General features: G+C 36.5%; 24 protein-coding genes. 11 read left to right on the top strand and 13 right to left on the bottom strand.

The window, feature by feature from the left end; all coding sequences use genetic code 11:
* From AACP56_RS04885 to AACP56_RS04870, 4 genes are all read left to right on the top strand, one after another.
* The gene (locus AACP56_RS04885; protein WP_339336398.1) at positions 1-627 is read left to right on the top strand and encodes a carbonic anhydrase family protein; all 627 of its coding nucleotides are present in this window, start codon (positions 1-3) and stop codon (positions 625-627) included.
* A 116-nt stretch (positions 628-743) separates the two neighbouring features.
* On the top strand, positions 744-1,763 hold the full coding sequence (gene pheS / locus AACP56_RS04880) for a phenylalanine--tRNA ligase subunit alpha (RefSeq protein ID WP_339336395.1): 1,020 nt from the start codon (positions 744-746) through the stop codon (positions 1,761-1,763).
* Positions 1,764-1,858: 95 nt separating this feature from the next.
* Positions 1,859-3,514 (top strand): SulP family inorganic anion transporter, encoded by a 1,656-nt coding sequence (locus AACP56_RS04875; protein ID WP_339336393.1) that lies wholly within the window; start codon positions 1,859-1,861, stop codon positions 3,512-3,514.
* A gap of 30 nt (positions 3,515-3,544) precedes the next feature.
* The gene (locus tag AACP56_RS04870; RefSeq protein ID WP_339336391.1) at positions 3,545-3,940 is read left to right on the top strand and encodes a hypothetical protein; all 396 of its coding nucleotides are present in this window, start codon (positions 3,545-3,547) and stop codon (positions 3,938-3,940) included.
* 27 nt (positions 3,941-3,967) lie between these two features.
* Here AACP56_RS04870 and AACP56_RS04865 read toward each other — a convergent pair whose 3' ends face one another.
* Complete coding sequence (locus tag AACP56_RS04865) at positions 3,968-4,444, bottom strand: CYTH domain-containing protein (protein WP_339336389.1); 477 nt, start codon at positions 4,442-4,444, stop codon at positions 3,968-3,970.
* Positions 4,425-5,108 carry a nucleoside-diphosphate sugar epimerase gene (locus tag AACP56_RS04860; RefSeq protein WP_339336387.1) on the bottom strand — a complete coding sequence of 228 codons (684 nt, stop codon included), beginning with the start codon at positions 5,106-5,108 and terminating at the stop codon, positions 4,425-4,427. Before AACP56_RS04860 ends, AACP56_RS04865 begins: the two co-directional genes overlap by 20 nt.
* Positions 5,109-5,136: 28 nt before the next feature.
* Between AACP56_RS04860 and dinB the strand changes: the two genes are divergently transcribed.
* A complete protein-coding gene (gene dinB, locus AACP56_RS04855) occupies positions 5,137-6,243 on the top strand; it encodes a DNA polymerase IV (protein ID WP_339336384.1) in 1,107 nt (368 codons plus the stop codon).
* Between the two features lie 3 nt (positions 6,244-6,246).
* Here dinB and AACP56_RS04850 read toward each other — a convergent pair whose 3' ends face one another.
* Positions 6,247-6,699, bottom strand: coding sequence for a COG2426 family protein (locus tag AACP56_RS04850; protein ID WP_339336382.1), 453 nt, complete (start codon positions 6,697-6,699; stop codon positions 6,247-6,249).
* Positions 6,700-6,813: 114 nt separating this feature from the next.
* Between AACP56_RS04850 and AACP56_RS04845 the strand changes: the two genes are divergently transcribed.
* Positions 6,814-7,395 (top strand): TetR/AcrR family transcriptional regulator, encoded by a 582-nt coding sequence (locus AACP56_RS04845; protein WP_339336380.1) that lies wholly within the window; start codon positions 6,814-6,816, stop codon positions 7,393-7,395.
* Between the two features lie 53 nt (positions 7,396-7,448).
* Here AACP56_RS04845 and AACP56_RS04840 read toward each other — a convergent pair whose 3' ends face one another.
* The 4 genes from AACP56_RS04840 to AACP56_RS04825 all read right to left on the bottom strand — a co-directional run bounded on the left by AACP56_RS04840 (position 7,449) and on the right by AACP56_RS04825 (position 9,540).
* Positions 7,449-7,853, bottom strand: coding sequence for a plastocyanin/azurin family copper-binding protein (locus AACP56_RS04840; protein ID WP_339336378.1), 405 nt, complete (start codon positions 7,851-7,853; stop codon positions 7,449-7,451).
* Between the two features lie 30 nt (positions 7,854-7,883).
* Positions 7,884-8,432 carry a carboxymuconolactone decarboxylase family protein gene (locus AACP56_RS04835; protein WP_339336376.1) on the bottom strand — a complete coding sequence of 183 codons (549 nt, stop codon included), beginning with the start codon at positions 8,430-8,432 and terminating at the stop codon, positions 7,884-7,886.
* Positions 8,433-8,436: 4 nt separating this feature from the next.
* Positions 8,437-8,601 carry a hypothetical protein gene (locus AACP56_RS04830; protein WP_339336374.1) on the bottom strand — a complete coding sequence of 55 codons (165 nt, stop codon included), beginning with the start codon at positions 8,599-8,601 and terminating at the stop codon, positions 8,437-8,439.
* Between the two features lie 90 nt (positions 8,602-8,691).
* Complete coding sequence (locus AACP56_RS04825) at positions 8,692-9,540, bottom strand: helix-turn-helix domain-containing protein (RefSeq protein ID WP_339336372.1); 849 nt, start codon at positions 9,538-9,540, stop codon at positions 8,692-8,694.
* 163 nt (positions 9,541-9,703) lie between these two features.
* Here AACP56_RS04825 and AACP56_RS04820 point away from each other — a divergent pair, with 163 nt between their 5' ends.
* Positions 9,704-10,225 carry a PAS domain-containing protein gene (locus AACP56_RS04820; RefSeq protein WP_339336370.1) on the top strand — a complete coding sequence of 174 codons (522 nt, stop codon included), beginning with the start codon at positions 9,704-9,706 and terminating at the stop codon, positions 10,223-10,225.
* A 1-nt stretch (position 10,226) separates the two neighbouring features.
* Here the strand turns inward: AACP56_RS04820 and pyk are convergent, their stop codons facing one another.
* From pyk to AACP56_RS04795, 5 genes are all read right to left on the bottom strand, one after another.
* Positions 10,227-11,657 carry a pyruvate kinase gene (gene pyk, locus AACP56_RS04815; protein WP_339336368.1) on the bottom strand — a complete coding sequence of 477 codons (1,431 nt, stop codon included), beginning with the start codon at positions 11,655-11,657 and terminating at the stop codon, positions 10,227-10,229.
* 3 nt (positions 11,658-11,660) lie between these two features.
* The gene (locus tag AACP56_RS04810) at positions 11,661-12,140 is read right to left on the bottom strand and encodes an IPExxxVDY family protein (RefSeq protein ID WP_339336366.1); all 480 of its coding nucleotides are present in this window, start codon (positions 12,138-12,140) and stop codon (positions 11,661-11,663) included.
* A 114-nt stretch (positions 12,141-12,254) separates the two neighbouring features.
* Entirely contained in the window at positions 12,255-12,992 is a 738-nt protein-coding gene (gene rnc / locus AACP56_RS04805) for a ribonuclease III (RefSeq protein ID WP_339336364.1), read from the bottom strand.
* A gap of 8 nt (positions 12,993-13,000) precedes the next feature.
* Positions 13,001-14,251, bottom strand: a complete 1,251-nt coding sequence (gene fabF / locus AACP56_RS04800) for a beta-ketoacyl-ACP synthase II (protein ID WP_339336362.1) — start codon at positions 14,249-14,251, stop codon at positions 13,001-13,003.
* 102 nt (positions 14,252-14,353) lie between these two features.
* Positions 14,354-14,587 carry an acyl carrier protein gene (locus AACP56_RS04795; RefSeq protein WP_339336360.1) on the bottom strand — a complete coding sequence of 78 codons (234 nt, stop codon included), beginning with the start codon at positions 14,585-14,587 and terminating at the stop codon, positions 14,354-14,356.
* A gap of 158 nt (positions 14,588-14,745) precedes the next feature.
* Here AACP56_RS04795 and purN point away from each other — a divergent pair, with 158 nt between their 5' ends.
* The 4 genes from purN to AACP56_RS04775 are packed head-to-tail and all read left to right on the top strand — an operon-like array spanning position 14,746 to position 18,857.
* On the top strand, positions 14,746-15,309 hold the full coding sequence (gene purN / locus AACP56_RS04790) for a phosphoribosylglycinamide formyltransferase (protein ID WP_339336358.1): 564 nt from the start codon (positions 14,746-14,748) through the stop codon (positions 15,307-15,309).
* Position 15,310: 1 nt separating this feature from the next.
* Positions 15,311-15,946, top strand: a complete 636-nt coding sequence (locus tag AACP56_RS04785) for a ribonuclease H family protein (RefSeq protein WP_339336356.1) — start codon at positions 15,311-15,313, stop codon at positions 15,944-15,946.
* A 42-nt stretch (positions 15,947-15,988) separates the two neighbouring features.
* A complete protein-coding gene (locus AACP56_RS04780; RefSeq protein WP_339336354.1) occupies positions 15,989-16,915 on the top strand; it encodes a PfkB family carbohydrate kinase in 927 nt (308 codons plus the stop codon).
* 43 nt (positions 16,916-16,958) lie between these two features.
* Entirely contained in the window at positions 16,959-18,857 is a 1,899-nt protein-coding gene (locus AACP56_RS04775; RefSeq protein WP_339336352.1) for an amidophosphoribosyltransferase, read from the top strand.
* 665 nt (positions 18,858-19,522) lie between these two features.
* On the opposite strand, the gene AACP56_RS04770 is transcribed toward AACP56_RS04775, so the two are convergent.
* On the bottom strand, positions 19,523-20,131 hold the full coding sequence (locus AACP56_RS04770; RefSeq protein WP_339336350.1) for a superoxide dismutase: 609 nt from the start codon (positions 20,129-20,131) through the stop codon (positions 19,523-19,525).
* Between the last annotated feature and the right edge of the window lie 76 nt (positions 20,132-20,207).

The following is a 20,207-nucleotide window of genomic DNA, read 5'->3' as shown; positions in this document are numbered from 1 at the left end:
ATGAAAGCACAAACAAAAGAAACACAAGACGCATTAAACCCAAGTAGTGCTATTACATTATTAAAAGAGGGAAATGCTCGTTTTGTGGAAAACAAAAAAGCGGATAGGGATTTGTTGGCTCAAGTTAAACAGACCACATCCGGTCAATATCCCTTTGCTACCATTCTAAGTTGTATTGATTCACGCGTATCTGCCGAGTTGGTTTTTGACCAAGGTGTAGGTGATATTTTTAGTGCTAGGGTAGCGGGTAATATTGTAAATGAAGATATTTTAGGCAGTATGGAGTTTGCGTGCAAACTTGTAGGAACTAAAGTGATCGTTGTGTTGGGGCATACCAGTTGCGGTGCTGTGAAAGGAGCCTGTGACGATGCAAAAATGGGTAATCTTACTACTTTATTGCATAAAATAAAGCCTGCCGTAAGAGCAGTTTCCGAACCTACTGATTCAGCACAAAGAAACTCTAAAAACATCGATTTTGTAAATGCTGTTGCCAACGAAAACGTGCAACTTACAATTGAAGACATTCGAAGCCTAAGCCCTGTATTGAAAGATATGGAAGATAATGGCGAAATTGCTATTGTGGGTGCTATGTATGATATAACTGATGGCAAAGTACATTTTATGTAAATTGCTTTTTGGTAAAACACTTAAAAAGGTCAATGGAAATCCATTGACCTTTTTATTTTAACGCATTCCATCATTAAAAAAAGCACTAAATTTGTCTGCCAATAGTGCCATCAACCATGATTGAGACCATAAAGGAACATTTAGCTGAAGTTGAAAAGTTTACCTCAACTTCAAAAGATGAAATCGAAAATTTCCGAATTAAGTATTTGGGGAAAAAAGGCCTACTCAATGAATTCTTTGCGGAATTCAAGAATGTTCCCAACGAGCAGAAAAAGGAATTTGGTCAGGTTATCAATCAGTTAAAAACCTCTGCTACTGAAAAGGTGAATTCCTTAAAAGCAGCTTTAGAAAACCAAACAGAAACTACTGGTAAATATGGCGATTTAACGCGCCCTGGTGAACCTATAGAAATTGGCGCCAGACATCCTATTTCAATTGTAAAAAACCAGATAATCGATATTTTCTCTAGGATAGGTTTTAATGTATCTGAGGGACCGGAAATTGAAGATGATTGGCACAATTTTACGGCACTTAATTTACCGGAATACCATCCTGCACGTGATATGCAGGACACCTTCTTTATCCAAACAGATCCAGATATTTTATTAAGAACCCATACCTCATCGGTACAGGTTCGTTATATGGAAAACAACAAACCACCTATCCGTACTATTTCCCCCGGTAGGGTATATCGAAATGAAGCTATCTCTGCCCGTTCGCACTGCTTTTTCCATCAAGTGGAAGGTCTATATGTGGATAAGGACGTTTCGTTCGCAGATTTAAAGCAAACGCTTCAATACTTTACTTCAGAAATGTTTGGGAAGTCAAAAATTAGGCTTCGCCCATCGTATTTTCCTTTTACAGAGCCTAGTGCAGAAGTGGATGTATACTGGGGATTGGAAACCGAAACAGATTATAAAATGACCAAAGGAACAGGTTGGTTAGAAATTATGGGTTGCGGAATGGTAGATCCTAACGTTTTGACCAATTGTGGAATTGACCCTGAAGTCTATTCTGGATTTGCTTTTGGTATGGGTATAGACCGTATCGCCTTACTACTTCACCAAATTTCAGATATCCGTTTACTTAGTGAAAATGATGTTCGCTTTCTAGAACAGTTTAAAAGTGCACTTTAAGGCATAGTATTGAGCAACCTTTACCTGTTGTTGTTTGTTTAAAGGATTATTGTGGTTATTTTTAGATAATAAATCAACCCTTTGACTCTATCCTCATGGCCAAATCATTTTACGACACTAAATATTTAAAAGGGGACATTACCGGTGGCCTAGTTGCAGGTGTGGTAGCGCTACCATTGGCACTAGCATTCGGCGTCCAATCTGGCCTTGGTGCCATAGCAGGATTATATGGAGCTATTGCAGTAGGTATTTTGGCAGCAATTTTCGGTGGCACCACTACCCAAGCCAGTGGTCCTACAGGACCAATGACGGTCGTTTCAGCTGCTCTGGTAGCAAATGCAATAGATATGGCAGGAAGTTTACAAGACGCAATGGGCATTATCCTCTTAAGCTTTTTGGTTGGTGGTGCATTACAGATTGTGTTTGGCCTAATTAATATTGCTGGATACATTAAATACTTTCCCTATCCAGTTGTATCAGGATTTATGAGTGGTGTTGGACTTATAATTATAATCCTCCAGATTTTTCCTTTTGTAGGATTAGATTCTGCAAAATCTACCCTAAAAGTAATGAGCGATTTGCCAAGATTGTTTATCGATTTTAACTGGCAAGCATTAGCTCTTGGGGGAATGACAGTAGTTATTTACTACCTATTCCCAAAAATTACAAAAGCAATTCCCAGTGCATTGGTAGCGCTCATAGCAGTTTCAATTTTTGCTTATTTTATCCAATGGGATGTTCCTATTATAGGTGAAATTCCATCTGGTCTTCCAGCACTACAACTGGAAGGTCTGTTCACAGTTGATAGCAGTGCTTATGGTCTAGTATTGGAATATGGTTTGGTACTGGCAGTTTTAGGTTCTATAGACTCTCTACTTACATCTGTTATTGCTGATAATATGACCAAGACCAAACACAATAGCAACCGCGAACTTATTGGACAAGGAATAGGCAATATGGTCGCCGCTGTAATCGGTGGTATACCTGGTGCCGGAGCAACAAAAGGAACAGTAGTGAATATAAATTCTGGTGGTCGCACAAGGTTATCTGGAGCTTTACACGGTGCTTTTCTTTTGGCTGTGTTATTGGGGCTTAGTTCATTAGCGGCCTATATTCCGTTAGCAGTTTTGGCGGGGATTTTAATTCCTATTGGCTTTAAAATTGTCGATACCAAGGGGCTTAAGCATTTAAAGGTAGTACCACGGGCAGATGCTATTGTACTATTGATCGTATTGCTTTGGACTACTTTTGGTAGTCTTATCCAAGCAGTGGGCATAGGGGTAACCTTGGCTGCGCTACTTTTTATGAAACGTGCCAGCGATATTGGTGAGAAGGGAATGCAAGTAGGTACTTTGGCTGGCTTTGATGGTGAAAAGCCCTGGGAAGATGAGACGGAATTCTATGAAAAATTTAAGGACAAGATTTATATAAAACATCTATATGGACCTTTATTTTTTGGTTTTACTTCGCATTTTCAAGAACAGGTCAAGAATATTGATGATGATATAAAGGTGCTAGTCATACGTATGGATCGTGTGCCCTATGTTGACCAATCCGGTATATATGCCCTTGAAAATGCCATCTTGGATTTAACCTTAAAGAAAATTAAGGTAGTTATCACAGGATTACAAGAACAGCCCAGGGAGCTTTTGGAAGGAATTGACATCATCCCGGATTTGGTCCCAGAAAATCAGGTTTTTCCTCATATCGAAGACAGTTTTGGTTGGGTTTCTGCTCAACTAAATGCATAAAACTTTCTAATACTGCCCATAAAGACCACGATGAAAAATGATATTGAGATTCCTGTAGTTAAGGACGTTTATGTTGCCATTGTTCATGAGTGGAATAAAGAATTTCTCTCAAAAGACTGGAATGCCTATATCATAAACAATCGTACTGCGCCTATTGAGATGGCACTAGTAGTTTCTAAAGGCTATGATGGGGAACGAAAAACCTCTACCATGCGATATGCCTTTGGTATAGTTAAAGCAAAAGGATATGAAAAAATAGAAATGGTGACTGAAGATGTGCTTAACTTAAATAATGAGTTTTATGTTACCTACTATATAGACAAGAAACTGTATGAAAAACGATTTCTTTTTGAAAAAAATAGGGTAAAAGAAAGTAACCTTGTTACTATTCCTCTCATAGAAATGGATGGGGTTTTTGCTGAATAGAAACTCTTATGCCTAATTCTAAAAAGCCTATTCCCAATATAAATAAGGCTTTTTACTTAATTGCGAATTGTAATATTTGGTTCGGCCTGTAACTTCTTCCCCTAGCCAATCAGGTTTTATAAAGAGTTCGTCTTCATGTTGTAACTCGATTTCAGCAATCACCAGTCCTTTATTCTCGCCTAAAAATTCATCCACCTCAAAAATGTGTTTTCCAATAGCAACTTCATAGCGTATTTTATCTAAAATGACTGGTTCACATAAATCCATGAGGTTAGTTGCTTCAGCTACGCTAATTTCTGTCTCCCACTCAAAGCGTGTGGTGCCAGAATCATTCCCTTTTCCCTTTACAGTTAAATAGCCTTTAGCACCTCTAACACGAACACGCACTGTTCTTTCCGGGTCTGTATTCAAGAACCCTTGAACAATTCTAGTTTCTGTAGTTGAACTAGTTTTATATACACTGGATTTTACTAAAAACTTACGTTCAATTTCTAGATTGCTCATACTGCGGAAGCTGTTTTAGTTCATCTGAAAGAATCCTATTTTTTTCAAAATCGTTATTTGCTAACCAAACCATAGATTTCGCAATAGTTCCCGGGTGAATTACCCTATATTTCTTTAATGACCCTTGAAACAAAAAGCTTAAAACCTGCATCATTTTTTTAAAGAAATATTCTCTAGGTCTCTTCTCTTTTCTATTTCCCCCAATCATAGAGGGTTGTACCATGTGTGTTTTTGGAATCTCAAGTGTTAAAACTTCATCTTCCATCTCTCCTTTAATACGATTGTAAAAAATAGAACTGTTTGCATCTGCCCCAAGTGCTGAAACTATAATAAGCGTATTGATATTATTTTGGATACAAAGCTTGGCTGTTGCAACGGGAATCCCATAATCTATTCTCCTGTACAGTTCTTTATCTGGAGTCTTAGCATTTGTACTACCAATGCAACAAAAAACTTCATCCGCCATAAAATGTTCTTGCTGCTGGTCTAATTCTAATAAATCACAAAGGTACTCTTCAATTTTTTGGCTTTTAATTTCGACTGGCCTTCTAGAGAAAAGAACAATTTTTTTATATCGCTCATCCTTTACCAAAAGCTCTAGCAAAATACCTCCAACCAAACCAGTAGCACCTAAAATAATTGCAGTTTTTCCTGTCCTTTTCATCCATCTAAATATAGTCTAAATTTGAAGTATGGACTTCGATTTTCCTTTACGAAAAATCATTCATGTGGATATGGATGCTTTCTATGCTTCCGTAGAACAGCATGACAATCCTGAGCTCAAAGGAAAGCCTGTTGCAGTTGGTGGGGGTTCAAAAAGAGGTGTAGTTTCTGCAGCAAGTTACGAAGCCAGAAAATTTGGTGTTCGAAGCGCCATGAGCGGTTACATTGCTCAGCGTAACTGCCCAGATTTAATATTTGTAAAACCTAGGTTTGATCGTTATAAAGAGATTTCTCAACAGGTAAGAAGCGTCTTTTTTGAATATACGGATTTGGTTGAGCCACTATCCTTAGATGAAGCTTATTTAGATGTTACCAAAAATAAAAAGGGAAATCCATCAGCTACGCTAATTGCGGAAGAAATTCGGAAAAAAATACTAGAGAAAACAGGTCTTACAGCTTCTGCAGGAATCTCGATAAATAAGTTCATTGCCAAAGTGGCCAGTGATTACAACAAACCTAATGGGCAAAAAACGGTAAACCCAGAAGAAGTAATCCAATTTTTGGAAGATTTGGATATTCGAAAATTTTATGGTGTCGGTAAAGTGACCGCTGAGAAAATGTATAAACTGGGTATTTTTACGGGCAAGGATTTAAAAGAAAAGTCTTTAGAGTTCCTAAATGCAAATTTCGGCAAAGGCGGTAAATTTTATTACAATGTAGTACGCGGTATTCATCTAAGCGAAGTAAAGACCCATCGTATTCCAAAATCAGTAGGTGCAGAGCGTACTTTTAGTGAAAATTTAAGTAGTGAAATTTTTATGTTAGAACGTTTGGAACACATAGCTGTAGAACTAGAGCGACGGCTCTTAAAATCTAAAATTGCTGGTAAAACCATAACTCTAAAAATTAAGTATAGCGATTTTACCCTACAGACGAGGAGTAAAACACTACCCTATTTTATTTCTGATAAAGACCTTATCCTAGAGACGGCCAAAGAACTCCTCTACCAAGAAAAACCGGAAAATTCTGTACGTTTACTTGGTATTTCTTTAGCAAATCTTAATACTGATAAAAAGAAAGTTGAGAAAGATACTCCGCCTGAACAATTATCCGTACAATTGAAGTTTGACTTTTAGTCCTTAAATGTTTTTTACAGAAACAGTTAAAAACCAGATTATTATAGAAGAAAAGAGAATCCCAATAGCATTTGCCATAAAGGCTTTCTTACGTTCAATTTTAAATAAATATGCCACAATTGTCCCAGCATAAACACCAGTGCCAGGTAATGGAACCATTACAAAGAGCACAAGTCCAAAAAATCCAAACTTTTTAATCTTATCCCTACTCCCAAATTTTGCTCTTTGCGCCACCCAAACAGCCGCCCTTTTATATGGGCGCCATCTCACAAGAACTTCATTTACATATTCTAAAAAGAATATCATAATAGGGAATACCAATAGATTAGCTAGAAAACAGGTAATAAGAACCAAGTAACTGTTCACTCCTTGGGCTATTCCATAGGGAATGCCCACTTTAGATTCTCCAAACGGAGAAATACTCCAAAGTAAAGCAACCAATAAGTCTACAATCACAGCTAAAATTTCTTGCAAAACTACGTCTGAAAAATGCGATACTCGTTAATAAAAAACCTAAAAATTGATTAAAATTTGAGGTATAGACAGACTAGTCTTTATTATCTTTAACCAATGCAAAGAACCAATATAAAGCAACATATTGTTGATGTTGCAAGTAAACTCTTCTATACGCAAGGCTATAATGCTACTGGCATCAATGAAGTTATTGCCAAATCTGAAATTGCCAAAGCGACACTTTATCACCATTTTAAATCCAAAGAGGATATTTGCATTGCCTATCTAGAGCAGCGTCACCATACTTTTTTAAAATCATTAAAGGAGTTTGTTGCTCGAGCTAGCAGCAGTAAACATCAACTGTTAAGTATTTTTGATTTTCTTAGAAATAATTACAGAGAAGGCGATTTTCATGGTTGTTGGGCCATAAAAACATTGGGGGAACTACCACCACAAAACAAAAAAATTCTTGCGGTAATACAAAAACAGAAGAAAGAATTACTCTTGTATCTAGGCGAAATTGTAGGTGATAATATCGCTAATATCTCTATCGCAGAAACAGAGAAAATTTCTGGTGGTATTTATTTACTTTATGAAAGCGCTATTACTGAAAGTCATCTCCATAAAAATGACTGGCCAATTCATTTGGCGAAGAGCATTGCCCCTTCACTATTTGCTGAAGCTAAGTTAGTATCATAAAAAAGCCCCGTCACTTGTTTAAAGCAATAGGGCTTTCTTTAACACTTGAAAAATTATTTTACTAACAACGTATTATCTGTTGATGTAGGGTTCAATGGGCAAAAATAGATATACTCCCCTTTGCTCAAGGTTGTTGGTTTTGATGTTTGCGAAGAATTAGTTCCAACAGGTGCTGTCACATATGCGGTCTGTATATGGTTCTCTGCCTTACTAATATCTCTCCCCTTTTCCACTAAAACAAAACCCACATTATGATCTACTCCATTATTTGAAATTTCAAATACATAAGTACCTTCTGATACTGTTACTTGTTTTTGTGTGAATTCACCTTCTGTTTGTTCCAATGCAATGGTTTTGACTGATTTGGACATCATTTTGTCTTTCATCATCTTGTCTTGTGCATTTACTGTGAATACAGTTCCTACAGCTAATACTAAAACTGCTGCTATTTTTTTCATCATTCTTGTTTTTAAGTTATTAATATTGAATTAAACTGTTGCTACTTCCAATGGTTGTGCTACTGGAAAATCAACTGGGATTTCTGTTGTGTTATTTATATAATTGGATATGGTTTTGTCACCTACCAAAACAATGGTGTCTATTAAGTTTTCTTTTGTCCATCCTGCTTCAAAGAAGTTTTCCAATACTTCTGTATCAGTTGCCCCCCTATTCTCCGTGATGTTTTTTGCTAACTTAGCTAGGGCGTCCAACCTCTTATCAAATGGTGCATTGCCAGATCTAAGTTCTAATATTTGCTCGTGTGTAAATCCGTTCATTTTACCAATAGCGGTGTGTGCAGAAAGGCAATAAAGACAGTTATTTACTTCACTCACCACTAAATTCACAACCTCTTTTTCTTTTGCCTTTAAAGATGTTTTAGCATTTGACAGGTTTAGATAATTACCTAACGCATTTTCTGAATGCGCATAGGTTGCGAATAAGTTAGGTACAAAACCTACGGCTTTTTCAAGATTGTCGAAAATTACTTGATTGTTACTACTTACTTCTTCTCTTTTGGGTACATTAAATGTGCTCATAATTTTATTTATTTAAATTTTCTATAAATGGTTTTTCAGCATCACAATAAAAATCATGATGATGTTTTTGCTCGAAATGCGCATCAGTTGAGATGATCTGCATTGTAGGTTTTCCTGATGTTCTAAATATTTCTATAAGATTAAAAATTGATTTCTGTGCTATATTCATCGCTATAGATTTTTAATTACACAGCAAAGATGTAGCAAATGGAAGAGTAAGTGTTAGCAGTGATTTCCCGACTGCTTGCCAAAATTTCCCTTAAGCAGGTATTTCAGCCTTTTCACGGTATTGTGAAGGTGTAAACTGGGTCATTTTTTTAAAAAAACGGCTAAAATGGGCTGGGTCATTAAACCCAAGGTCATAAGCAATTTCTTGATTTTGCTTGTCCGTAAAATGAATAAGTCGTTTGGCCTCTAATGCCAATCTGTCCAAAATAATTTGTTGCGGAGACTTCTGGTTATAGATTGAGAAAAGGTTAGAAAGCGTTTTAGGTGATTTAAAAAGTAAATCTGCATAATCGCTAACTCTTCTTTTAGTCTTGTAATGAATATCCACTAAATAGTTAAACTTACGAATAACGTCTATTTGTTCATTATTGAGTTCCCTAACAATAAGTTGCTCTTTGGCAAGGCGCGTACTCATGATAATAAGTCTTTTAAGCATCATTTGGAGCATGTCTCCCTGTATCTTATCTGGTGTAGAAAACTCCTCTACAAAAACTTCGTAGAGGGTATCAAATCTTCTTTGTTGTTGTTCTGGAATTGTAATAATAGGTAAGTCTTGGGTTCCAAAAAAGAGGATTCCGTTACATGAAACTTCAGTATCGTGATCTGCGATACAATAGAATTCACGGTTAAATAAAAAGGCCGTAACAGGCAGTTCAGATTCGTTAAAAGAAATGTTTTGCAAATAAGTTGTGGTCACTATCTGATTAGGTAATAAATTAAAACTAATACCATCCACATGCAGCTTAACCACCTCTTTATTTCTATTCCATAATAATTTGATGGTATTCTCAGTTGATGAAAACCTCTTTTCATCATGTCTAATATTATCTGTTAAACCTAAAATAGAATTTAATTTGTCCTCTCTAAATTCCAGTTTCATAGTTAATTTTACCTTTTAAAATGCTTATTATATAAGCTTTGGTCTGCTTTTTCTGTTGATTCTTACAGTACATAAAACTCCATTTTTAGATAATAGGTTCAACAAAAATGTTAATCCTTTGCCCAAATTTTAATCCCCCTACAACTTTTTATAGTATTGGGCTATGAAAGAGATACAACATTACGATAGGGCAGCACATAAATTCTACCAAAAACAAAGTTTTAATGCCTTGCCCCTCACCTCATGGGATTTGTTTGCTGAAGAATTTCAGACAATTGGTGACGCGTTAAATGATGTGTTCATTTTAAAGAAGTTAGCTGAAACTAATAACTGGAATTCAACAGTTTCTTTTGAGGAAGAAATTTTGAAAAAGAATCATGTGGTTGTGATTACTGATGAATCTTTGAACATTGTTCACTCCTCCAAAAATATTTTTAAAATGAACGGATATTCCTCTGAAGAGATTATTGGTAGAAAGCCAAAAATGTTCCAAGGAGAACTTACCTGCAAAGAGACCGCACATAAAATTGGAAAGGCGGTTGCAAATAAAATTCCTTTTGAAGCAACTATTCTTAATTACAGAAAAGACGGTTCAACCTATAATTGTTGGATAAAAGGTGCTCCTATTAAAGATAAGAATGGAAATGTGGTAAATTTTATCGCTTTTGAAAGAGAGGTTGCATAGCCTATTCTATCTCGGTTACCCGTAATGTATTTACCATTCCTTTGGCTTTAATAGGCATTGCTGCTAGGCTAACAACCATGTCTCCTTTATTTAAAAACCCTCGCTTAATAGCTATAGCATTTACATCTTCTATAGTATCATCTGTAGAAACAAATTTGTCATAAAAGAATGCTTTAACTCCCCACAATAGATTTAACTGTGTTAATATTCTTCGGTTTGAAGTAAATACTAAAATATGGGCACTAGGTCTCCAAGCTGAAATTTGAAAAGCCGTATAGCCACTATTGGTTAATGTTGAAATTGCTTCTGCCTGAATTTCATTTGCCATCAAAGATGCATGATAACAAATTGATTTTGTAATATATCTTTTTGTTCTTATATGTGGAGGCGCCTGTGGTACAGTTATCAATTCTGACCCTTCTACACTTTTAAGGATACTCGCCATTTTTTCAATAACCTGAACAGGATAGTTCCCAACCGAGGTCTCACCGGAAAGCATTACTGCATCTGCTCCATCCATCACAGAATTAGCAACATCATTGACTTCTGCTCTAGTAGGCGTTAGGCTTGTAATCATTGTCTCCATCATTTGCGTGGCAATAATTACAGGTATTCTTGCCTTCTTAGCAGTAAGCACCAATTTCTTCTGAATCAAAGGAACCTCGTGAGCTGGAACCTCTACGCCTAAATCCCCGCGAGCAACCATTAAACCATCACAATAGGCAACTATCTTCTCAATATTTTCAACCGCTTCTGGTTTTTCAATTTTAGCTATTATTGGAATCTTATGCTCAGAATGTTCTTTGATTATATTTTGAAGGTCAATTAAATCTTGACTAAACCTTACGAATGACAATGCTATCCAATCCACCTCTTGGGAGATAGCAAAAATGGCATCTTTTACATCTTTTTCTGTAAGTGCGGGCAAAGAAATATTTGTATTGGGAAGATTTACCCCTTTTTTAGATTTTAACGGACCACCTTGAACTACTTTAGCTTTAACCTCATCTTTTCCGTTAGTGGAGATTACTTCGAACATCAATTTCCCATCATCTAATAGGACCCGCTCTCCAGCTTTTACATCTTTAGGAAAATTAGCATAGTTCATATAGACCCGTTCTGCATTACCTTCAAACGGTTCTCCGGTTACAAAAGAAATTTCATCTCCTGGAGCAACAACAACTTCACCACCCATTACACCAACCCTTAGTTTGGGTCCCTGTAAGTCTGCCAAAATGGAAGTGTTCTTTCCTGTTTCTTCATTAAGTTCTCGAATCATTTTTATACGCTCGATAACATCATCATAATTAGCATGTGAAAAGTTAATCCGAAAAACATCGGCACCAGCTTCCATCATACTTCTTAAAACATCTTTATTGCTAGTTGCAGGTCCTAATGTTGCTACGACTTTGGTTTTTTTCTTAGTTGGCATTTTTCAGAAAATTAAGTTTCTCTTAGATTTTAAAGTAGTTGCCTCTAGACTATAAGCGGTAACTACTCTTGGTATAAGATTAATTTTTTTTATCGTTTCCCTTGTTAAGGTATCATCCTCTGCTTCAATTTTAAGAAAGTAATCTACTTCCTTCCGCTCTTCTACTAAATGAATTGTATTTATGGCAATTTCACTTGAAAAAAGCCCTAAAGCATCACTTTTTTGCTCTTCTTTTACGGTGTTGCCGACAAGTGTCCAATAGTGTTCTTTTATTTTATCCTTCCATTCATAAATAGAAAAAGATTCCAACCATTCATCCCTGTCTTCATCATCCTCTTCCTTTTCTTCTCGCCTACTTAGCTTTAGACCAAGTACACTATTTAAATGATAGGCCATTGCATAACCCTCTAAACCACAATGTATAGCAATGAGTTTAAAAGTATCGTCATAAAAATCTGCCGATATCTTATTTATAGTGACCATCAAATTTGAGCGAATTGTAAATATAGGACTAAATAGGCAAAACAGCCTAGTAGTTATAACTGTTTACACCCTTAAAAAGCTACGAAAACGTTTGAGTTTACCTTTTCTTAAGCTTTACGTATTATCAATTTTATCTTGTAGCGCAAAGTAAGCCCGTTTAGATGCTTTTTCTTCTGCCTTCTTTTTTGATGTGGCTCTAGCCTTTGCCGTTATTTTATCCCCTATAGTTAATTTAACCGCAAAATGCTTTAAGGAATCATTGCCTGTGTCTTCATAAACATCATAATGGAAGTTTTTCTTTTGTTTTTGACACCATTCAATAACCAAGCTTTTGTAGCTGATTACCTTACCCTCCAATTGCTCAATATCCACATAAGGTTCTATCACTCGATTCTTTATGAATTTTTCGCAGTACTTGTATCCTTTATCCAAATAAATAGCCCCAACTAGCGCTTCAAAAACATTACCATGTATATTCTCCCCAAAGTGTGATTTTGGGATTCTACTTTCAACGTATTTAAGAAGTTCTAAATCTTTCCCCAGTTCATTTAGGTGCTTTCTACTCACAATTTTAGAGCGCATTTTAGTCAAGTACCCCTCATCCCCTTCAGGCACTTCATTGTAGAGGTGTTTAGAAATTATAGTTCCGAGCATGGCATCGCCCAAGAATTCTAATCTTTCATAGTTCATTGGGTTTCCATTGTTATCCCTTCTGTTAACTGACCTATGGAGAAATGCCTTTTTGTAAAAGTGGATATTTTTAGGTGCGAATCCTAAAATTGCTTTCATTCCCAAAAAAAAATCCCCATCCGTTTTCGAATGGGAATTAAATATTTTGGGGTAAAATTTCATATGTAATATTAGCTCATTTTTTTGAACAAAACACAAGCATTGTGTCCACCAAAACCAAACGTGTTGCTCATAGCAACATTAACTTCCCTTTTTTGTGCCTTGTTCAATGTCAAGTTTAAAGAAGGGTCAATATTTTCATCTACCGTGGTGTGGTTTATTGTAGGGGGCACTAAGCTGTGCTCCATTGCTAAGATTGAAGCTATTGCTTCAATAGCCCCAGCAGCTCCTAATAAATGACCAGTCATTGACTTGGTAGAATTGATGTTTATATTGGATGCATGTGAACCAAATACTTTAGAAATTGCTTTTAACTCTGCTACATCCCCTAAAGGAGTAGATGTTCCATGGGTATTAATAGCATCTACATCTTCAGCTTTTAGACCCGCATTCTCTAGGCAATTTTCCATAACCTTAACAACACCTATTCCTTCCGGATGTGGGGCGGTCATGTGGTATGCATCACTAGATAGTCCACCTCCTAAAACCTCTGCATAAATCTTAGCACCTCTTGCTTTGGCATGCTCATATTCTTCTAAAATCAATGCTCCTGCCCCTTCGCCTAAAACGAACCCATCTCGGGTCGCATCAAAAGGTCTTGAGGCCGTTTCTGGGCTTTCATTTCTTGTAGATAGTGCATGCATAGCGTTAAATCCTCCCATTCCCGCAATAGTTACCGCAGCTTCGCTACCACCAGTAACCACAACGTTACAATGTCCTAAACGTATATAGTTTAAAGCATCTATCATTGCATTGGCAGAAGATGCACAGGCTGAAACCGTAGTATAGTTTGGTCCCATAAAGCCATGCTTGATTGAGATATTACCTGGAGCAATATCTGCAATCATTTTAGGAATAAAGAAGGGATTGAACCTTGGTGTCCCATCACCTGCGGCAAAATTCATTACCTCATTTTGGAAAGTTTCCAATCCGCCAATACCTGCACCCCAAACGACACCTACCTTAAATTTGTCTATTGTATCTAAATCCAATCCTGAATCTGCAATAGCTTCATCTGAGGAGACCAAAGCGTATTGCGCAAAACGATCTAGCTTTCTAGCCTCTTTTCTATCGAAAAAATTTAGTGGGTCGTAATCTTTAAGTTCGCAGGCAAATTTTGTTTTAAATTTCTCTGTATCGTAATAAGTAATGGGGGCCGAACCACTTTTTCCATTCTTTAGTCCATCCCAATAGGTTTCAATATTGTTTCCTATGGGCGTTAATGCACCCAATCCGGTAACGACAACTCGTTTTAATTGCATATAACTAATTTTTTTAACCTATTCCGCCTTAAATTAAAAAAAATTATCCATGTGGTAATACCCACATGGATAATTTACAATCTTTAGTAAGATATCATAAAATTACTTAGCTTCCTCTATATAGCTTGTTGCTTGACCAACGGTTGCAATGTTTTCCGCTTGATCATCAGGAATTTGAATATCGAATTCTTTTTCGAATTCCATGATAAGTTCCACAGTGTCCAATGAATCTGCACCTAAATCGTTGGTAAAACTTGCTTCAGGTACCACCTCATTTTCATCAACTCCTAATTTATCAACGATGATAGCTTTTACTCTTGATGCAATGTCTGACATAATAATATTGGTTTTAAAAAATTTAATCGGGGCAAAAATATAAAACTTTGGATTAATTACACTATTTGTCGATAAAATGTGACTTAAAATAAGAATTTTAAGCTGAACAAACTTAATTTAGCCTAGTTTAAACTTAGATTTTAGCTTTCTTTATTTGAATGAAACGTATTGTACTACTTGCTTCGGGTTCGGGCTCAAACGTCGAAAACATCATTGAACATTTTCACAGAAATGATAACGTAGAGGTTACGGCAGTACTTACAAATAAAAATACGGCCCATGTTTTAGAACGCTGCAAGCGATTAAAGGTTCCTGCACTATACTTTAATAGAGCTGCTTTTTTTAATACAGATACCGTTTTAAAGCTTTTAGAATCCCAACAACCGGATTTAATAGTATTAGCTGGGTTTTTATGGAAAATCCCTGAACATCTTATAACCGCTTTTCCCAATAAAATCATCAATATTCATCCTGCACTGCTTCCAAAATATGGCGGAAAAGGAATGTATGGCAACAAGGTCCATGAAACCGTAAAGCAAAACAAAGAGACCGAAACCGGCATTACTATCCACTATGTAAACGAAAACTACGATGAGGGTGCAATTATTCATCAAGCAAAGACAGTAGTAACACCGGAAGATACTTCTGAAACTATCGCCGAGAAGGTACATGCATTGGAATACGAGCATTTCCCTAAAGTAATTGAGAAACTATTAGATTAGCATGGCTAAGAAGCAAAAATTCTACGTAGTATGGGAAGGAAAGCACCCTGGTATTTTCGAATCTTGGGAAGATTGCAAGGCACAAATTACAGGGGTAAAAGGCGCTCAGTATAAATCTTTCTCCACATTTGCCGAAGCGAAAAAGGCCTTTAATGGTAATTATCTTGAATATAAAGGAACGAAAAAGGGAAAACCTTCACTAACGCCTCAAGAATTGTTGAAGATTGGCGAGCCCAATATGCACTCTATAGCAGTCGATGCAGCTTCCAGTGGTAACCCAGGAATAATGGAATATCAAGGTGTAGATACAAAGACCAAGAAAAAACTGTTTAAACAAGGCCCATTTAAGCAGGGGACCAATAATATAGGTGAGTTTTTAGCTCTGGTTCATGGATTGGCGTTTTTAAAACAGCAGAAAAGTGATCGAATTATTTATTCCGATTCGCGAATTGCAATTGGTTGGGTGCGAAAAAAAACCTGTAAAACCAAGCTAAAACCCAATGCGAAAAACAAAGTAGTTTTTGAATTGATTGAAAGAGCCGAAACCTGGTTAAAGCAGAATTCTTACAATACACCAATAGTAAAATGGGAAACAAAAGCATGGGGTGAAATACCTGCTGATTTTGGAAGGAAATAGTTCTATAAAATCGCCATATATTTGCAGCAAAATTCTAATTGAATGGGCAAACTATTGATTTTGGGCACCCTAGCCTTCGACGCCATTGAATCTCCTTTTGGAAAAACGGACAAAATACTGGGTGGTGCAGCCACTTTTATTGCCCTTGCAGCTTCAAAATTTGATGTTGACTCGTCTATTGTTTCTATAGTTGGTGATGATTTTCCACAAGCATATCTGGATTTGCTTACCGATAGAAATGTAGATATTTCTGGCGTTGAAATTGTAAAAGGAGGGAAAACCTTTTTCTGGAGCGGCAAATATCATAATGATATGAATACCCGTGATACACTTATTACAGAATTAAACACACTAGCGGACTTTAATCCTATTGTTCCGGATAATTACAAAGATGCTGGCGTGGTAATGCTAGGAAACTTACACCCTAGTGTACAGTTGAGTGTAATCAATCAGATGGAAAAGCGACCAAAACTTATCATTTTGGATACCATGAATTTTTGGATGGACAATACCTTGGATGAGTTGCTGGAAGTAATCAAAGAAATTGATGTAATAACCATAAATGATGAGGAAGCGAGACAATTAACAGGAGAATACTCCTTAGTTAAAGCCGCTGAAAAAATACACACCATGGGACCAAAATATGTAGTCATTAAAAAAGGAGAGCATGGTGCTTTACTTTTTTATAACCAACATATCTTTTTTGCACCTGCTTTGCCTTTAGAAGAAGTATTTGATCCTACGGGAGCTGGTGATACTTTTGCAGGCGGTTTCGCAGGGTATTTAGCATCAACAGAAAATAGTTCGTTTGAGAATATGAAGAATGCCGTAATACACGGTTCCAATCTAGCCTCTTTTAGTGTAGAAAAGTTTGGAACAGAACGTATGAAGGTTTTAAATAAAGAAGAAATCGATAGTAGATTGCATCAATTTAAAGCATTGACACAATTTAATATTGAATTACAATAACCCAACGCCCTGAATATTCGGGGCTTTTTTATTTTATAGAAACATGAGTGATGCCATTAAGCACGAATGTGGAATTTCATTGATTCGATTGTTAAAACCTCTCGAATATTATAAAGAGAAATACGGAACGGTATTTTATGGGGTAAACAAAATGTACCTCATGATGGAAAAGCAGCATAACCGTGGGCAAGATGGGGCCGGTTTTGCAAGTATTAAATTGGACATGAATCCTGGTGAGCGTTATATGAGCAGGGTAAGGTCTATAGAGCAACAACCCATACAAGATATCTTCAAACAAATAAATGATAGAATAAATCTGGCGATAAGTCAAGATTCTGATTTATTGGAAGATGTCAATCGTCAGAAAAAAGAGATTCCTTATATCGGTGAACTACTTTTGGGTCACGTTCGCTATGGCACTTTTGGAAAGAACAGTATTGAAAGTGTACATCCTTTCCTTAGACAAAACAACTGGATGCACCGTAACTTAATAGTAGCTGGAAACTTCAACATGACCAATGTTGATGAACTCTTTGGGAATTTGGTGGAGTTGGGCCAACACCCAAAAGAAATGGCGGATACTGTTACCGTAATGGAAAAAATAGGTCACTTTCTGGATGATGCTGTTGCCAAAATTTACAAACAAATAAAAAAGGAGGGTTATAACAAGAGAGAGGCTTCCCCTCAAATTGCGGAACGTTTAAACCTAGCCAAAGTGCTGCGTAAAGCAGCCAAAAACTGGGACGGTGGATATGCCATGGGCGGATTGGTTGGCCACGGAGATGCCTTTATGTTGCGTGATCCGGCTGGAATTAGACCAAGCTATTACTATAAGGATGATGAAATTGTAGTTGTAGCTTCGGAAAGACCGGCCATACAGACAGTATTCAATGTAAAATATGAAGATGTAAGAGAACTCGACCCTGGTCATGCCATCATCATAAAAAAGAGCGGTGCTGTTTCTTTTGAACAAATTTTAATCCCTACAGAACGAAAAGCATGTTCTTTTGAGCGTATTTACTTTTCTAGAGGAAGCGACAAAGAAATTTATCAAGAAAGGAAAAAGCTTGGACAATTGGTTTTCCCACAGATTTTAAAGTCTGTCAACAATGATTTGGCAAAAACCGTCTTCTCCTATATACCAAATACTGCGGAAACCTCTTTCTTTGGAATGGTAAGGGAAGCGCAACGGTATTTAAACAAGAAAAAAGAAGAACAAATACTAAATATTGGCTCATCTATTACCAAAGAACAACTTCATACTATTTTGGATGTTCGCCCAAGAATTGAAAAAGTAGCTATTAAAGATGCCAAACTACGCACATTTATTACCCAAGATAGTAGTAGGGATGATTTGGTTACACATGTCTATGATATTTCTTATGGATCTGTGAGTAAAGATGATAATCTGGTGATTATTGATGATAGTATTGTGAGGGGTACTACCTTAAAAAAGAGCATTCTAAGAATGTTGGATAGACTTTCCCCTAAAAAAATTGTTGTGGTATCTTCCGCACCGCAGATACGCTATCCCGATTGTTATGGTATTGATATGGCCAAATTGGAAGATTTTATAGCCTTTAGGGCTGCTCAAGCATTACATGAAGAACATGGAACAACCAGCAAAATAGAAGAAATTTACAAGAAATGTCTTCACCAAGTGAACTCTAAAGATAAAGACGTAGTAAATTATGTTCAAGAATTTTATGCTCCTTTTTCAGCAGAGGAAATTTCCAATAAAATTGGGGAATTGTTAAGTTCTGAAACGATTAAGGCCGAAGTAGAAATCATTTATCAAACTATAGAAAACCTCCATGAAGCATGTCCCAAAAATCTTGGTGACTGGTACTTTACGGGAAATTATCCTACTCCAGGTGGTAACCGTGTGGTGAATAGGGCCTTCATTAACTTTTTTGAAGGTAAGAATGAACGTGCCTATTAGGTTTCTGCGTTTTATCGTGTAGTTTGTGCAATTCATCGATGAAAACAACTATTCAACGTCATTTTGGGTCTTTTGGGAAAATCAAAAAGTAAATTAGTGCTTGCCATAGCATAAGTAGGTTAAGTTCATGGTAAGATTTGGGGCAAAAAAGGTGGAGACTTCTCCGCCTTTTTTATTTGTACTACTCAACATTCAATCTCCTTGTACTCCTTTTCTTCAGCTTTTATAATCCATTTAATTTTGCTCGGTATTTCAACGTAATTAAGTGATGCTCGTCTAAAACCTTTTGTGTACACTAGAGGCTGCCATACATTTGGAGAACCATAGCATAAGTAGGTTAAGTTCATGGTAAGATTTGGGGAAAGAAGGCGGAGAAATCTCCGCCTTCTTTATGTTTGAACATCAATGTTTTACCTCTTTTTCCCCTAAAAAAAATACTCTTGCAACAGTTTTTAAAATCAAAAAATTGTTAAATATTCTTTGTTATTTCTCACAATACCAGTAATTTAGTCCTGCCATAGCATAAGTAGGTTAAGTTTATGGTAAGATTTGGGACGAAAAGGGTGGAGGCTTCTCCACCCTTTTCTATTGCCCTAATTTGAGTTTCACCATAAAAAAAGCGCACCTTTTAAGATGCGCTTTAAAAATTTAAAAGATTTTTAATTCTATTTATTCGCAGCGTACAGTTCTGAAACCTTATCCCAATTGATTACATTGAAAAAAGCAGACACATAATCTGGTCTTCTGTTTTGGTAGTTTAAATAGTAAGCATGTTCCCAAACATCCAAACCTAAAATAGGGTGTCCACCACAACTTGTTCCGGGCATAATAGGATTATCTTGATTAGGAGTAGAACATACTTCCACTTTACCTCCTTTGTGCACGCAAAGCCAAGCCCAACCCGATCCAAAACGAGTTCCTGCTGCTGCACTGAACTTTTCTTTAAATCCATCAAAAGAACCAAAGGCATCATTAATGGCATCACCAAGTTCCCCAGAAGGGGTTCCGCCACCATTAGGTGACATTATACTCCAAAATAGTGAATGGTTATAAAATCCACCACCATTATTTCTTACTGCACCATTAGACATGTCTAGTCCTGAAAGGATATCATCAATAGATTTTCCTTCGAGACCCGTTCCTGCAATAGCCCCATTTAATTTGGTGGTATACCCATTATGGTGTTTTGTATGGTGAATCTCCATAGTGCGTGCATCAATATGTGGTTCTAATGCATCATATGAATATGGTAAATTAGGTAATTCAAAAGGCATAATTATTTGTTTTTAAGTTAATATTCGTGTCTCTCAAAAGTACGGGTTTTAACACTAAAATTCATCAAAATTTATG

It is taken from the genome of Croceitalea sp. MTPC6, assembly GCF_036985525.1.
GTDB lineage: Bacteria > Bacteroidota > Bacteroidia > Flavobacteriales > Flavobacteriaceae > Croceitalea.
Note: the sequence above shows the minus strand (reverse complement) of the source record. Positions and strands in the feature narration are given on the sequence as shown.